A 13240-nucleotide genomic window follows, 5' to 3' on the forward strand; every position below is an offset into this window, starting at 1 on the left:
CTTTAGGTTCGCCAAACCGGGTCGTTCGGCCCAGGGTTCCGCGGCCCCGATACGATCGACGGGTGCCCCTCGAACCGAACGATCCCCAGCCCCGCGCCGCCCGTCGCGTCACGGCGGCGATGGTGGCGGAGCGGGCCGGGACGTCGGTCGCGACCGTGTCGCTCGTCGCCAACGGCAAGGATGCCGGGCACGTGTCCGCGCAGAACGCCGAACGGGTGCGCCAGGCGATCGCGGAGCTCGGCTACGTCGCCGACCACGCCGCGCGGGCACTCGCGAGCGGGTCGAGCAACCTGGTCGTCTTCGTGACACCGGATGCGTCGAACCCCTACTTCGGCGCGGTGATCCGCGGGCTCAGGGCCGGCCTCGGCGACGCGTACCAGCTGCTCGTGTCGGTGACCGGGGAGGGCGACGTGCCCACGGCGGCGGCGCTCGGCCGACTCGCGGCCCTCCGACCGGCCGGGGTCGTGGTCGACGCGCCGAGCGAGGCCTTCCTGGACGAGCTCCGGCTCGACACCGCGCTCGTGTTGCTCGACGCACCCCACCTCCCGACGACGACGGCGGAGGCAGCGTCCGGTGCCGTCGTCACCGACCGACGCGCCGTCTCCGTCGACTTCGACCTCCTCGGTGGTGTCCGAGCACTCCTCGACCACCTCCACGTCCTGGGTCACCGGCAGCTCGGGTACCTCGGCGGCCGGACGGCGACGGACACGTTCCTCCTGCGTCGGCTGCTGCTCGAGCGCGAGGCCGCCGTGCGCGGGATGCGGGTGCACGCCGACGATCGCGCGGAGAGCATCATCGACCTCGAAGCGGCGGCCGCGGCGTTCGTCGACAGCTGGCCGCGGTGGCGCGACGCCGGGGTGACCGCGCTGGTCTGCGCGACCGACACGCATGCGTACGGGGTGCTGCAGTCGGCGCGGGCGATGGGCATGCCGGTGCCGGGGGAGCTCGCGGTGGTCGGGTTCGACGACCTGGCGTCGTCGGTGGTGAGCGATCCGCCGTTGACGAGTGTGCGGTTGCCCGGTGAGGCGCTCGGTCGCGCGGGCGCCGAGCAACTCCTCGCCCGGATCGAGGGCCGGACGGTGGCACCCGCCCCGGTGATCGCGGCGGACCTCGTCATCCGCGCTTCGACGATCGGGCGCTGAGGCGGGTCGACGTCCGCCTGACGCCGCTCCACAACCGGGGCCCTGTGCGTGAGGTCGTGGGATCCGGGCCCCGCGCCTCGGCGCTCGAGCCGGTCCTTCTACGCTCGCCGCATGTCCGATCGCTTCGTCGTCTCCGTCCCGCCTGAGGCCACCCCTCCTGATCCGCCAGGAGCGGCGGCCGACGCCGAATCCGCGCGTGCGGGCGAGTCGCGCGGTGTCACGGCGCTCGCCGACTTCGGCGCGCTCGCGCCCTACCTCGCCGATCCGGGGGTCACCGACCTCTTCGTCAACGGCTCGTCCGGTCTCTGGCTCGACCACGGTGCCGGGCTCGTCCGGGAGGCGGGATGGCGCTCCGATGAGGCGACCATCCGCGCGCTCGCGGTGCGCCTGGTGGCGAGGGGCGGGCGGCACGTCGACGAGGCGACCCCGTGTGTCGACGTGCGGTTGCAGGACGGGGTGCGGGTCCACGTGGTCCTCCCGCCGGTGTCGACCCGGGGGACATTGCTGTCCATCCGGGTGCCGCGGGACGAAGCGCTGGGGTTCGATGCGCTGCAGGCCGCCGGGATGTTCCCGGCGACGGTCGCCGAGCTGCTGCGCGACGCCGTCGCGGCACGGACGAACATCCTCATCACCGGCGCGGGTGGCTCCGGGAAGACGACGCTCCTCGGTGCCCTGCTGGGCCTCGCCTCGCCCGCCGAGCGGCTCGTCGTGATCGAGGACGTCGCGGAGCTGCGGATCCTCCACCCACATGTCGTCGCACTCCAGTCGCGCCAGGCCAACCTGGAGGGGGCGGGCGGCATCGACCTCGAACGCCTCCTGCGCGAGGCCCTCCGCATGCGTCCCGACCGGCTCGTCCTCGGCGAGTGCCGGGGGCCCGAGGTGCGCGAGCTGCTGTCGGCGCTCAACACCGGACACGACGGTGGTGCCGGTACCCTCCACGCGAACTCCGTGACCGACGTGCCCGCCCGTTTGGAAGCGCTCGGTGCGCTCGCCGGCATGAGTCAGGAGGCCGTCGCTCGTCAGGCGACGAGCGCGATCGGACTCGTCGTGCATCTGGCACGGCTCCCGGTCGGCCGGCAGGTGGTCGCCGTCGGCCGTCTCCTGATCGACGAACACGACCGACTCTCCGTTGAGGAGTTGCCGTGATGCCGCCACGGGTCCTGCGGCGGGTGCTCGCGGCGCTTCCCGGCGCGGCCCCACCCGATGACGACGGTCCCGCCCGCGTGGCGCGCACCACCCGTCGTCTGGCCGTGCTGCTGGGTGCCGGCGTCGCACCCGGCAGCGCCTGGAAGCATCTCGCTCTGGAGGCCGACGCCGATGCGCGGACCCGATCAGCAGCGGTGTCCGTCGGCCTCGCGACGGGTGAACCGGACGATGAAGCCTGCCCGACGAGGGATCATCGGGCCGACGCGGCGGTGTTGTCAGCGGTGGCCGATGCTGCAGCGCACGGCGGCGATCTGCCGGCGGCGATCGCCGCCATCGCTGATCAGGAGACGGGTGCGGGCGCGCGCACGGCTTGGGCGGGCCTGGCCGCCGCCTGGCAGGTCGCTGCGATCAGCGGCGCGCCGCTCGGCGTCTGTCTGCGCGACCTCGCCGGGTCGCTGCGCGAGTTGGACCGCATCGGTCGCGACGTCGGCACGGCGCTCGCCGGACCGTCCGCGACGGCGAGGCTGGTGCTCTGGTTGCCGCTCGTCGCCGTCCTCCTCGGGATGGCCCTCGGCTTCGACACGCTGCGGACGCTCTTCGCGACGCCTCCGGGACTCTGCTGTCTCGCGGCCGGCGTGGTGTTCCTCATCCTCGGTGCGCGCTGGAGTTCGGCGCTCAGTGCACGGGCGGCCAGGCGCGACCCCGCACCGGGGTTGTCGCTCGACCTCGTCGCGGTGGCGATGGCGGGTGGGGGAGCGGCGCCGGCGGCCCGGTCGATCGTCGAGGAGGCGTGCGAGCGGTTCGCCGTCCCCTACGACGGTGCCACGATCACGAGCGTCCTCGCCCTGTCGGCCAGGGCGGGCATCCCCGCCGGTGAGCTGCTGCGCAGCGAGGCGGAGCAGCAGCGTGATCAGGCGCGGTCCGACGGTGAGCGGGCAGCCGCGATCCTCGCGACCCGCCTCATGATCCCGCTCGGGGTCTGCATCCTGCCGGCCTTCCTCCTCGTCGGTGTTGCTCCGCTCCTCCTCAGCGTCGTCACGTCGACGACGCTCGGCTTCTGACGAACTGTTCGACGCCGACCTGCCTGCTTCCGTCGCGGGACTGCTTCAGCCGCGGGAGCGTGGGAGTGCGCGCCAGCAGCGTGCTCCGACGAGCACGGCGACGGCGATGATCACGATCGGCACGAGGATCCATGCGACGTCACCGGACCAGCCGACGCCGATGCCGTCCTCGTTCGCGAAGGCGAGCACGTCGACGAAGAAGAACCGTGCGTGCGCCTCATCGAGCGTCGACTGCTCGACCACCGCGAGCATCCCGAGGGTGAACAGGGCGAACGAGAACCAATAGGCGAGGATGGCGACGCCGCCCCAGATGACCCCGATCGACCAGGTCGGTCGCAAGCGGGCCGGATCGTCGGCATAGCGGGCGGCCAGGGCGCGAGGTGAGCCCAGGTCGGCCACCGCGATGGTCATCGGTCGCCGATCGACCGAGAGTTCATCGCGGAGTGAGCGGATGATCGAGCGGCGTTCCCGCCCCGTGACCACGGCCTCGAGGTGCCAGTCGAGGCGCTGCAGGTATGAGTCGCGTCGCCAGCGGTCCGCGAGGCTCAGTCCGCGTGCAGCGCGCTCGGCGAGCAGGTCGTCCGCTGTGGGGCGCTTCTGGTCGATCATGCTGATGCTCCTTCAGGGTCGATTCCTCGTTCGGCGATGTCGGTCATCGCCCTCCAGCGGGCGATGGCGTCGAGCCTCGCCGCGTCTCCACGTTCGGTGATCGCGTAGTACTTCCGTGCTGGGCCGCCCGAGGAGGCGACCCGACGCGCGGTCACCAGTCCGTCGCGTTCGAACCGGCTGAGGACCGGGTACACGACTCCGGTCGCCAGATCGGCCAGGCCTAGGGCTCGGAGCCGCTCGACGAGCTCGTACCCGTAGGTCTCGCCGCGGTGCACGGTGGACAGGATGAGCATCGGCAACACGCCCCGGAGGAGTTGCGAGTCGCGCGCTGCCAGCTGTTCATCCATGACTATTACTCAAGCATGAATAGCCGCCAGGTGCAAGGCGAGTTCGCTCCACAACCGGCCTGTCGACCCGGCCCGTCGCCGACGCCGGACCTGCCCGCGCGTCGTTGGACGCGGTCGCCGAACATGGAGGTGTTCGTGCCACGAGCGCAGCACTCCGGTGCGGGGAAGGAACATCATGATCACGATCGGTCGTCGAGTCGAGCACAGCGTCAGGCGCGAGGTGCGGCGCGTCCTGCAAGACGAACGGGGGTCCGCCACGGCGGAGTACGCGGTGGCCACGATGGCGGCCGTCGGGTTCGCCGGACTGCTCGTCGCCATCCTTCGCGGAGACGAGGTGCGGGGCATCCTCACCGACCTCATCCGACGAGCCCTGACGGCGAACGGTTGAGCCGTGCGGTTGCAGGTGCCGGCATGGCGTTCGGAGGACGGCGCAGTGACGGCGGAGTTCGCAGTCGTCGTCCCTGCCGTCGTCCTCGTGCTGGCGATGGGGCTCTCCGCGGTGCAGGTCGGGCTGACCCAGCTCCGTGCGACCGACGCGGCTGCAGACGCCGCCCGGAGTCTGGGGCGAGGCGACGACGCCGGGACCGCGGCGGGCCGGGTCGCGCGCGTCCTCCCGGGGGCCACCATGACGAGTGGCATGGAGGGGGACCTCGTCTGCGTACGGGTCGACGCTGTCGGCGGATCCGGCCTCGCCGGCGTCGTCCCGGTATCGGCATCCTCGTGCGCCATGGGCGGCGGCCGATGAGCGTGAGGTGGCGCCGCCTGGTCCTCCGCGCGGCGCGAGCCTTGCGCGACGAGACCGGAGCCGGGTCGGTTCTCGCGGCAGGCATCCTCGGCGCCCTGGTCGCCGTCCTCCTGGCGACTCTGCCCGTCGTGACGCTGTTCGCAGCTCATCAGCGAGCGGCCAATGCGGCCGACGCAGCCGCGTTGGCGGCAGCCGACACCGCGTCCGGTCGTCTCCCAGGCTTCCCCTGCGAAACTGCTCGCATGGTCGCGGCGCGCAATGCGGCGTCGCTCGGCACCTGCAGTGTGGAGGGCGTCACCGTCCTCGTCGACGCCACTGTCGACACGGCATTCGGCGCCATCACGGTCGCCGCGAGAGCCGGACCTCCTCCGGAGGCATCCGGCGCCGTCGTCGGGGTGCCCGTGACCGCCACCTATTAAGAGGTAGCGGTGAGAACGGTCAGCCCTGACCGGAGTCGGTCGTGAAGACCGCCTCCAGGAAGCGGTAGTCGACGGCGCTCGGGGCACCGGAGTCGTCGTACTCCTCGCCGGTCGTCCGGGCGTACCGGTAGACCTTGCCGGCGGTGCCGCTCGGCACGTCGACGGTGGGCGTCGGTGATCCGTGGTCGCTGAGTCGGGCGCTGATCGTCTTGCCCTCCAGTGGACCGTCGGTCAACTTCACGGTGTAACTCGTCTGGGTACTCATGGCAGACATTCTGCTCCGAACGCCACAGAACGCAAGGGGATGGACACGCGCGTGGCCGCCCCACGATTGGACAAGCCTGCTGTGCACGTGTGTATGGTGTGCCTGATGGAAGGAGCCTCGTGGCAGGCAAGAAACTCGTGATCGTAGAGTCACCGACCAAGATGAAGTCGATCGCCGGATATCTCGGTGACGACTACGAGGTGCTGTCCTCGGTCGGTCATATCCGCGACCTCATCGAGCCGAAGAACCTTCCCGCCGAGCTCAAGAAGGGCTCGCTCGGCAAGTTCTCGGTCGACGTCGACAACGGCTTCGAGCCGTACTACGTCGTCTCCGACGCGAAGAAGAAGACCGTCGCGGACCTCAAGCGCGCACTCAAGAACGCCGACGAACTCCTCCTCGCGACTGATGAGGACCGCGAAGGCGAGGCCATCGCGTGGCACCTCCTGCAGGTCCTGCAGCCCAAGGTTCCCGTCAGCCGCATGGTCTTCCACGAGATCACCAAGGACGCCATCCTCGCCGCGAAGGACAAGACGCGGCCCCTCGACACCGACCTCGTCGACGCCCAGGAGACCCGCCGGATCCTCGACCGTCTCTACGGGTACGAGATCTCGCCCGTGCTCTGGCGCAAGGTCGGCCCCGGGCTGAGCGCCGGACGCGTGCAGTCCGCCGCCACCCGACTCGTCGTCGACCGGGAGCGCGAGCGCCTCGCCTTCCGCGCCGCCTCCTACTGGGACGTCATCGCCCGCTTCCTCCCCGAAGCAGACGCCAACGGAGCACCCTTCACCGCGCGTCTCGTCCGGCTCGACGGCGACCGCGTCGCCACCGGCCGCGACTTCGACGACCTGGGACAGCTCAAGGGCAGTGCCGTCCCGCTCGACGAACAGCGGGCCACGGCGCTCGCCGCAGCACTCGAGCAGTCGAAGGCGACCGTCCTCTCCGTCGAGTCCAAGCCGTACTCCCGCCGGCCGGCGGCGCCCTTCACGACCTCCACGCTCCAGCAGGAGGCCGGGCGCAAGCTCCGGTTCTCCGCTCGCCAGACGATGAGTGTCGCGCAGTCGCTGTACGAGAACGGCTACATAACGTACATGCGTACCGACTCGCCCTCGCTGAGCAAGCAGGCGATCGACGCGGCGCGGAAGCAGGCTGCTGCCCTCTACGGTGCCGAGACGGTGCCCGACAAGCCGCGCCTGTACAGCGGCAAGAGCAAGAACGCGCAGGAGGCGCACGAGGCGATCCGTCCCTCTGGCGACACCTTCCGCACGCCGTCCTCGCTCGCCTCGACGCTCCGCGGCAACGACTTCAAGCTGTACGACCTGATCTGGAAGCGCACCGTCGCCAGCCAGATGGCCGACGCGAAGGGTTCCACCGCGACCATCACGCTCGAGTCGAAGACCGACGTGGGTCGCGCAGAGTTCACCGCTTCCGGCACCGTCATCACCTTCCGCGGCTTCCTCGCCGCCTACGAAGAGGGCCAGGACGAGGACCGCAACTCCCAGGACGACGCGTCCGAGGCGAAGTTGCCGCCCCTCACCGAAGGCCAGCAGCTCGGCATCGAGGACCCGGAGGCGAAGGGGCACGAGACCTCGCCGCCGCCGCGCTACACCGAGGCCAGCCTCGTGAAGCGGCTCGAGGAGCTCGGCATCGGGCGACCGTCCACGTTCGCATCGATCATCTCCACGATCATCGATCGCGGCTACGTGACGCAGCGCGGCCAGGCGCTCATCCCCAGCTGGGTGGCGTTCAGCGTCGTCCGTCTCCTGGAGGAGTACTTCGAGGAACTCGTCGAGTACGACTTCACCGCTGAGATGGAGAACGACCTCGACCGGATCGCCGGCGGCTCGGTCGACCGCGTCGACTGGCTCAAGGGCTTCTACTTCGGCGACGACTCGGGTCGCGGCCTGCGTCAGGTCATCGACAACCTCGGCGACATCGACGCCCGCCGCATCAACTCGATCGTCATCGACGACGGGGTCACGCTCCGCATCGGCAAGTACGGCCCGTACCTCGAGGTCACGCCCGACGGTCCGCCGCCGGCCGAGGGAGAGGAAGCACCGACGCCGCGTCGGGTCAACCTGCCCGAGGACCTCGCGCCCGACGAGCTGACGCCCGCGAAGGCGCACGAGCTCATCGACGCACCCGTCGTCGGCGATCGCGTCATCGGCGTGAACCCGACGACCGGCAAGGAGATCGTCGCGAAGGACGGACGCTTCGGCCCGTACATCACCGAGGTCGACCCGGAGCCCGAGGCGGAGCTCTCCGTCGACACGGCGACCGGCGAGGTGACCGAGCCTGCTGCGGGTGCCAAGAAGAAGGCCCCCGCCAAGAAGAAGGCGGCGGCCGAGAAGCCCCGCACCGCGTCGCTCTTCAAGTCGATGGACCTCGCGACCATCGACCTCGAGACCGCGCTCAAGCTCCTCGACCTGCCTCGCGTCGTCGGAGCCGACCCCGAGTCGGGCGAGGAGATCCTCGCGCAGAACGGTCGCTACGGTCCGTACCTGAAGAAGGGCACCGACACCCGGTCGCTCACCTCCGAGGACGACATCTTCGCGGTCGACCTCGCCGGTGCCGTCGAGCTGTTCGCACAGCCCAAGTACGGAGCCCGGAAGGCGTCGAGCGCCCTCAAGGAGTTCGAGGCCGACCCCGAGAGCGGGAAGCCGATCAAGATCAAGGACGGCCGCTTCGGCGCCTACGTGACCGACGGCGTGACCAACGCGACGATCCCGCGTGGCGAGGAGGTCGACGACGTCGACTTCGAGCGAGCGGTCCAGCTCCTCGCGGACAAGCGCGCGAAGGGCCCGGCGAAGCCGAAGGCCGGTCGTAAGGCTCCCGCGAAGAAGGCCCCTGCGAAGAAGGCTCCGGCCAAGAAGACTGCCGCGGCGAAGACGGGGACCGCCAAGACGGCGGCCACGAAGTCCGCGACGGCCACGTCGACCGCCCGTTCGGAAGCGGCGAAGAAGGCTGCCGCGACCCGCGCCGCGAACAAGGCGGCTGCGGCGAAGGCCGACGCCGTCACGTGAGCGAGGGAGAACGCCCTCGGGGCCTGTTCATCACCCTCGAGGGCGGCGACGGTGTCGGGAAGTCGACGCAGGCTCGACTCCTGAGCGACTGGTTCGAGCAGAAGGGGCGGACGGTCGTCCGAACCCGTGAGCCGGGCGGCAGTGAGCTCGGTGTCGAGATCCGCGAGATCGTGTTGCATCACCGAGGCGACATCAGCCCGCGTGCCGAGGCCCTGCTCTACGCAGCGGACCGTGCTCACCACATCGCCACCGTGGTGCGCCCGGCCATCGCGAGGGGCGAGGTCGTCCTGCAGGACCGGTACCTCGACTCGTCGGTCGCCTATCAGGGCAGCGGACGCGTGCTCGACGCCGAGCAGATCCGCAGCATCTCGCTCTGGGCCGCCGAGGACCTCCTGCCCGACGTGACCGTGCTCCTCGACCTGGACGTCGCGGTCGCCCGTGGTCGTCTCGACAACGCCAACAAGCGGTTCGACCGGCTCGAGGCCGAGGCGCAGGACTTCCACACCCGGGTGCGGGAGTCGTTCCTCGCCCTCGCGGCAGCGGAGCCCGAGCGGTTCCTCGTCGTCGACGCGTCGCTCCCACCCGAGCAACTCGCCGCCGACATCCAGGCCCGCATCGCACCGCTCCTCTGAGCGCATGCCCTCCCGGTCCTCTGAGCGCACACCCTCCCGGTCCCTGAGCCCACACCGTTCCGGTCCCTGAGCCTGTCGAAGGGCGCACCCCTCCGGTCCCTGAGCCTGTCGAAGGGCGAGCGTGTGTGGTCTGCACTTCGACAAGCTCAGTGACCGTGGGTCGGCTCGGTGACCGACGCGCACCCCGCCGGCTCAGGTCGGTACCGCCCGGTATCGTAGACGCATGGCTTCCTGGACCGACTTGACGGGTCAACGCGACGCGATCGAGCTCCTCCAGTCGGCGTCGGACCCGGTCACGCCCAAGGGCCTCACCCACGCCTGGCTCATCACCGGGCCGCCCGGTTCGGGGCGGTCGACCCTCGCCTACGCGTTCGCCGCCGCGCTCCTCAGTCGCGAGCCCGGGGGCGACGACGTCACCCGTCGTCAGGTGGAGGCCCGCACCCACCCCGACCTCTCCGCCTTGAGCACCGACCGCGTCATCATCACGATCGACGAGGTCCGCGACCTCGTCCGGAACGCCTACCGCGCGCCATCCGTCGGTCGCTTCCGCGTCATGGTCGTCGAGGACGCCGACCGCATGACCGAGCGCACGTCCAACCTGCTGCTGAAGTCGCTCGAGGAACCGCCGAGTAGCACGATCTGGGTGTTGTGCGCGCCGAGCGAGGCCGACCTGTTGCCCACCATCCGGTCGCGCGTCCGCTCGGTCCGCCTCGGCGTCCCCACCATCGACGACGTCGCCGAGCTGCTGGAACGGCGCGACGGCGTGGCGCCCGACCTCGCCGAGCGCGCCGCCCGCGAGGCGCAGAGCCACGTCGGCATGGCCCACCGCCTCGCGACCGACCCCGGCGCGCGGCAGCGCCGTGAGTCCACCCTCCGTGCTGTGCTCGACATCCGGAGCGCGGGGCAGGCGGTCGTCACCGCTGGTCGCCTCCTGGAGCTGGCGGGCGACGACGCGAAGGCATACACCTCGCTGCGCGACGAGGCCGAGCGGGAGAGCACCCTGCGCTCGCTCGGCGTCGAGCCCGGTCAGTCGGTCCCGCCGGCCCTCCGCTCGCAGGTGCGGGCGATGGAGGAGGACCAGAAGCGGCGCGCCACCCGCAGTCTGCGCGACGGGCTCGACCGGATCATGGTCGACCTGCTCTCGCTGTACCGCGACATCGTGCTCCTGCAGCTGGGGCACGACGCCACGATCATCAACCGTGAATTGCGTCCGGAACTCGAGGAAGCCGCTCGCCGGACGACGCCTGCGGTTACGATCGAAACCTTGGAGGCGATCTCCGTCGCCCGCACACGAATCGAAGGGAACGTCGCCCCGGCGCTGGCCTTGGAGGCCATGCTCGTGTCGGCGGTCCGGTAGGGAGCCTCTGTGACTTCGCCCAGGCAGCAGCCGTCGGACTCGACGGGATCGACCGGTGCGCCCCGTCGCAGGGGTCCCGGTGCGCGCCGTACGGCGCGGGTCGCCCTGGTGGCCGGTCTCGCGGTCGCGGCGCTCACCCTGAGCGGGTGCGTGACGGCCTTCCTGCCGCCGAAGGCCGCCGAGCCGACGACGTCGTCCTCCTCACCGGCGACGAGCGACGTCGACGCCGAGCTGAAGCCCTTCTACGAGCAGAAGCTCGACTGGAAGACCAGCGGCTGTGCCGACGGCTTCGAGTGCGCCACGGCGAAGGCGCCCATCGACTGGGACAACCCCTCGGACGGCGAACTCTCCCTGGCGCTCGTGCGGCACCAGGCGACGAACGGCAAGCCGATCGGCTCGCTTTTCATGAACCCCGGCGGTCCGGGTGGTTCCGGTTACAGCCTCGTCGCCGACAGCCTCGACTTCGCCGTCGACAAGGACCTCCAGGAGAACTTCGACGTCGTCGGTTTCGACCCGCGCGGTGTCGGCAAGTCGACGCCGGTGACCTGCCTGACCGACTCCGAGATGGACGCGTACCTGTACGACGTGACGCCGGGGAAGCGCGGCTCCGACGAGTGGATCGCCGCGAATGAGAAGGCCGCGAAGGACTTCGGCGACGCGTGTGCGGAGGAGACGGGCAAGATGCTCGAATTCGTCGACACGCAGAGCGCCGCGAAGGACCTCGACATGCTGCGCGCCGCCGTCGGCGACAAGCAGCTCTACTACCTCGGGTACTCGTACGGCACCTTCCTCGGCGCGACGTACGCGGAGCTCTTCCCGAAGAACGTCGGGCGCCTCGTGCTCGACGGTGCGATCGACCCGTCGACGTCGAACTTCGAGGTCGTCAAGGAGCAGGCCAAGGGCTTCGAGAGTGCTCTGCGCGCCTACCTCGAGGACTGCATGACGGGCAAGGACTGCCCGTTCAAGGGCTCCGTCGACAGCGCGATGACCGAGATCAAGACGCTCCTCGACGAGGTCGACGCGAACCCGATCCCCGGCGACGACGGACGTGAGCTGGGCGGCAACACCCTGCTCACGGCGATCATCTACCCGCTGTACCAGGCCGATGCGTGGCCGTACCTCAGCAAGATGTTCGCCGAGGTCATGCAGGGTGGGACCGACATCGCGTTCCAGTTCGCCGACGGTTACAACGGTCGCAACGAGTCCGGCAAGTACGCCGACAACCAGACCGAGGCCTTCAACGCGATCAACTGCCTCGATTACAGCTACGACGACGACAAGACGAAGATGGCCGACGAGGCGAAGCAGCTGGAGGAGGCGGCTCCCGTGATCGGCGAGTACATGGCCTACGGCGACACGTTCTGCGCCAACTGGCCGTACCAGACGCGGACCGAGCGTGGGGAGATCCACGCGAAGGGTGCTGCGCCGATCCTCGTCGTCGGGACGACGAACGACCCGGCCACGCCGTACGTCTGGGCGCAGAACCTCGCGGAGCAGCTCGACAAGGGTCAGCTGATCACCTACAAGGGTGAGGGTCACACCGGCTACAACAAGGGCAGCGACTGCGTGAACCAGGCGGTCGACCAGTACCTCATCGACGGCACGGTGCCGTCGAAGGACCCGATGTGCAGTTGACGGCGGGATCCTGATGACCATGACGGCGCCGGCTGAACTCGGGCTCCGCGAGCGGAAGCGACTCGCAACGCGTCGGGCGATCCAGCATTCGGTGCTGACGCTCGCGAGTGAGCAGGGGCTCGAGAACGTGACGGTCGAGGAGGTGAGCCGTCGGGCGGAGGTCTCGCCGCGGACCTTCTTCAACTACTTCGGGACGAAGGAGGAGGCGCTGATCGGCGACATCCCGCTGATCCCCGATGGCGACGCCCTGCACGCCTTCCTCACCGCCGGCCCCGCCACCGACGTGCTCACCGATCTGGGGGAGCTTCTGGCCAGGACCGTCGGTGACGCCGACGAGGACGTCGAGATCCACCATCTCCGCAAGGACGTGCTGCGCGACCATCCGCACCTGCTCGGCGCGCGGATCGCGAGCATGCGCGGCTTCGAAGAGGGCCTCTACAAGGTCGTCGAGCGCCGGGTGCTGAACGACGATCCGACGCTCGCGGAGGACGCCGAGGCGCTGTTCGACCGCTGCTGGATGGTGACGATGGTGGGCTTCGCCGGCCTGCGCCACGCGTGGCGTTGCTGGGCCGATGCGCCGGCGCCAGGGTCCCTCGCCGAGCGGATCCGTCGTTCTTTCGCCGAGCTGTACACGACGGTGCAAAAGCTGCGCTAACATGGATACTCGTGCGCCGGGCGACCAGCGCACGCGCCGCCCTAGCTCAGTCGGCAGAGCATCTCACTCGTAATGAGAAGGTCAAGGGTTCGATTCCCTTGGGCGGCTCCACCAGCATCACCCGGCCGTTGCCCTGGAAAACCCAGGTCAGCGGCTCTTTTCTTGCCCGTCCGAAGGCTTGAGTGACCGGCGGAATTGGGCGACAGCTGC

The 13240-nt window shown here is 70.1% G+C and carries 14 protein-coding genes and 1 tRNA gene; 12 read left to right on the forward strand and 3 right to left on the reverse strand.

The features are described 5' to 3' along the window. The first annotated feature begins 62 nt into the window (after window positions 1-62). The 3 genes from ITJ66_RS16185 to ITJ66_RS16195 all read left to right on the forward strand — a co-directional run bounded on the left by ITJ66_RS16185 (window position 63) and on the right by ITJ66_RS16195 (window position 3349). Window positions 63-1142: a LacI family DNA-binding transcriptional regulator gene (locus ITJ66_RS16185; protein ID WP_370582683.1), complete on the forward strand. Its 1080-nt coding sequence runs from the start codon at window positions 63-65 to the stop codon at window positions 1140-1142. A gap of 111 nt (window positions 1143-1253) precedes the next feature. Next, window positions 1254-2288, forward strand: coding sequence for a TadA family conjugal transfer-associated ATPase (locus tag ITJ66_RS16190; RefSeq protein WP_194645261.1), 1035 nt, complete (start codon window positions 1254-1256; stop codon window positions 2286-2288). Further along, window positions 2288-3349, forward strand: a complete 1062-nt coding sequence (locus ITJ66_RS16195) for a type II secretion system F family protein (protein WP_228501952.1) — start codon at window positions 2288-2290, stop codon at window positions 3347-3349. Before ITJ66_RS16190 ends, ITJ66_RS16195 begins: the two co-directional genes overlap by 1 nt. A gap of 45 nt (window positions 3350-3394) precedes the next feature. On the opposite strand, the gene ITJ66_RS16200 is transcribed toward ITJ66_RS16195, so the two are convergent. Together ITJ66_RS16200 and ITJ66_RS16205 are read right to left on the reverse strand one after the other, a co-directional pair. Continuing rightward, the gene (locus ITJ66_RS16200; protein WP_228501953.1) at window positions 3395-3958 is read right to left on the reverse strand and encodes a hypothetical protein; all 564 of its coding nucleotides are present in this window, start codon (window positions 3956-3958) and stop codon (window positions 3395-3397) included. Further along, window positions 3955-4305: a PadR family transcriptional regulator gene (locus ITJ66_RS16205; RefSeq protein ID WP_079706884.1), complete on the reverse strand. Its 351-nt coding sequence runs from the start codon at window positions 4303-4305 to the stop codon at window positions 3955-3957. Before ITJ66_RS16205 ends, ITJ66_RS16200 begins: the two co-directional genes overlap by 4 nt. Before the next feature lie 175 nt (window positions 4306-4480). On the opposite strand from ITJ66_RS16205, the gene ITJ66_RS16210 reads away from it, so the two are divergent. From ITJ66_RS16210 to ITJ66_RS16220, 3 genes are read left to right on the forward strand one after another with little or no spacing between them, the layout of a single operon-like run. Then, on the forward strand, window positions 4481-4693 hold the full coding sequence (locus ITJ66_RS16210) for a DUF4244 domain-containing protein (RefSeq protein ID WP_191941614.1): 213 nt from the start codon (window positions 4481-4483) through the stop codon (window positions 4691-4693). A 45-nt stretch (window positions 4694-4738) separates the two neighbouring features. Further along, window positions 4739-5050, forward strand: coding sequence for a TadE family type IV pilus minor pilin (locus ITJ66_RS16215; RefSeq protein ID WP_194645263.1), 312 nt, complete (start codon window positions 4739-4741; stop codon window positions 5048-5050). Next, the gene (locus ITJ66_RS16220; protein ID WP_194645264.1) at window positions 5047-5469 is read left to right on the forward strand and encodes an Rv3654c family TadE-like protein; all 423 of its coding nucleotides are present in this window, start codon (window positions 5047-5049) and stop codon (window positions 5467-5469) included. Before ITJ66_RS16215 ends, ITJ66_RS16220 begins: the two co-directional genes overlap by 4 nt. A 19-nt stretch (window positions 5470-5488) precedes the next feature. Here ITJ66_RS16220 and ITJ66_RS16225 read toward each other — a convergent pair whose 3' ends face one another. Then, window positions 5489-5734 carry a hypothetical protein gene (locus ITJ66_RS16225; protein WP_064294660.1) on the reverse strand — a complete coding sequence of 82 codons (246 nt, stop codon included), beginning with the start codon at window positions 5732-5734 and terminating at the stop codon, window positions 5489-5491. 161 nt (window positions 5735-5895) lie between these two features. On the opposite strand from ITJ66_RS16225, the gene topA reads away from it, so the two are divergent. From topA to ITJ66_RS16255, 6 genes are all read left to right on the forward strand, one after another. Then, on the forward strand, window positions 5896-8751 hold the full coding sequence (topA, locus tag ITJ66_RS16230) for a type I DNA topoisomerase (RefSeq protein ID WP_194645768.1): 2856 nt from the start codon (window positions 5896-5898) through the stop codon (window positions 8749-8751). Further along, window positions 8748-9383 (forward strand): dTMP kinase, encoded by a 636-nt coding sequence (gene tmk / locus ITJ66_RS16235; protein WP_194645265.1) that lies wholly within the window; start codon window positions 8748-8750, stop codon window positions 9381-9383. Before topA ends, tmk begins: the two co-directional genes overlap by 4 nt. Window positions 9384-9606: 223 nt before the next feature. Then, complete coding sequence (locus tag ITJ66_RS16240; RefSeq protein WP_085512408.1) at window positions 9607-10740, forward strand: DNA polymerase III subunit delta'; 1134 nt, start codon at window positions 9607-9609, stop codon at window positions 10738-10740. Between the two features lie 9 nt (window positions 10741-10749). Then, complete coding sequence (locus ITJ66_RS16245; RefSeq protein ID WP_138945007.1) at window positions 10750-12375, forward strand: alpha/beta hydrolase; 1626 nt, start codon at window positions 10750-10752, stop codon at window positions 12373-12375. Between the two features lie 19 nt (window positions 12376-12394). Beyond that, window positions 12395-13030, forward strand: coding sequence for a TetR/AcrR family transcriptional regulator (locus ITJ66_RS16250; protein ID WP_194645266.1), 636 nt, complete (start codon window positions 12395-12397; stop codon window positions 13028-13030). A gap of 35 nt (window positions 13031-13065) precedes the next feature. Further along, window positions 13066-13141: transfer RNA gene (locus tag ITJ66_RS16255), tRNA-Thr, on the forward strand. Window positions 13142-13240: the final 99 nt, after the last annotated feature.

The organism is Plantibacter sp. VKM Ac-2885 (assembly GCF_015351205.1).
In the GTDB taxonomy this organism is placed as follows: domain Bacteria; phylum Actinomycetota; class Actinomycetes; order Actinomycetales; family Microbacteriaceae; genus Plantibacter; species Plantibacter auratus.

What these genes read in the sequence shown, in the direction of transcription:
- ITJ66_RS16220 (WP_194645264.1), top strand. Translation starts at nt 5,047, where the DNA reads ATGAGCGTGAGGTGGCGCCGCCTGGTCCTCCGCGCGGCGCGAGCCTTG.
- ITJ66_RS16225 (WP_064294660.1), bottom strand. Translation starts at nt 5,734, where the DNA reads ATGAGTACCCAGACGAGTTACACCGTGAAGTTGACCGACGGTCCACTG.
- ITJ66_RS16210 (WP_191941614.1), top strand. Translation starts at nt 4,481, where the DNA reads ATGATCACGATCGGTCGTCGAGTCGAGCACAGCGTCAGGCGCGAGGTG.
- ITJ66_RS16250 (WP_194645266.1), top strand. Translation starts at nt 12,395, where the DNA reads ATGACGGCGCCGGCTGAACTCGGGCTCCGCGAGCGGAAGCGACTCGCA.
- ITJ66_RS16195 (WP_228501952.1), top strand. Translation starts at nt 2,288, where the DNA reads ATGCCGCCACGGGTCCTGCGGCGGGTGCTCGCGGCGCTTCCCGGCGCG.
- ITJ66_RS16205 (WP_079706884.1), bottom strand. Translation starts at nt 4,305, where the DNA reads ATGGATGAACAGCTGGCAGCGCGCGACTCGCAACTCCTCCGGGGCGTG.
- ITJ66_RS16200 (WP_228501953.1), bottom strand. Translation starts at nt 3,958, where the DNA reads ATGATCGACCAGAAGCGCCCCACAGCGGACGACCTGCTCGCCGAGCGC.
- topA (WP_194645768.1), top strand. Translation starts at nt 5,896, where the DNA reads ATGAAGTCGATCGCCGGATATCTCGGTGACGACTACGAGGTGCTGTCC.
- ITJ66_RS16240 (WP_085512408.1), top strand. Translation starts at nt 9,607, where the DNA reads ATGGCTTCCTGGACCGACTTGACGGGTCAACGCGACGCGATCGAGCTC.
- ITJ66_RS16190 (WP_194645261.1), top strand. Translation starts at nt 1,254, where the DNA reads ATGTCCGATCGCTTCGTCGTCTCCGTCCCGCCTGAGGCCACCCCTCCT.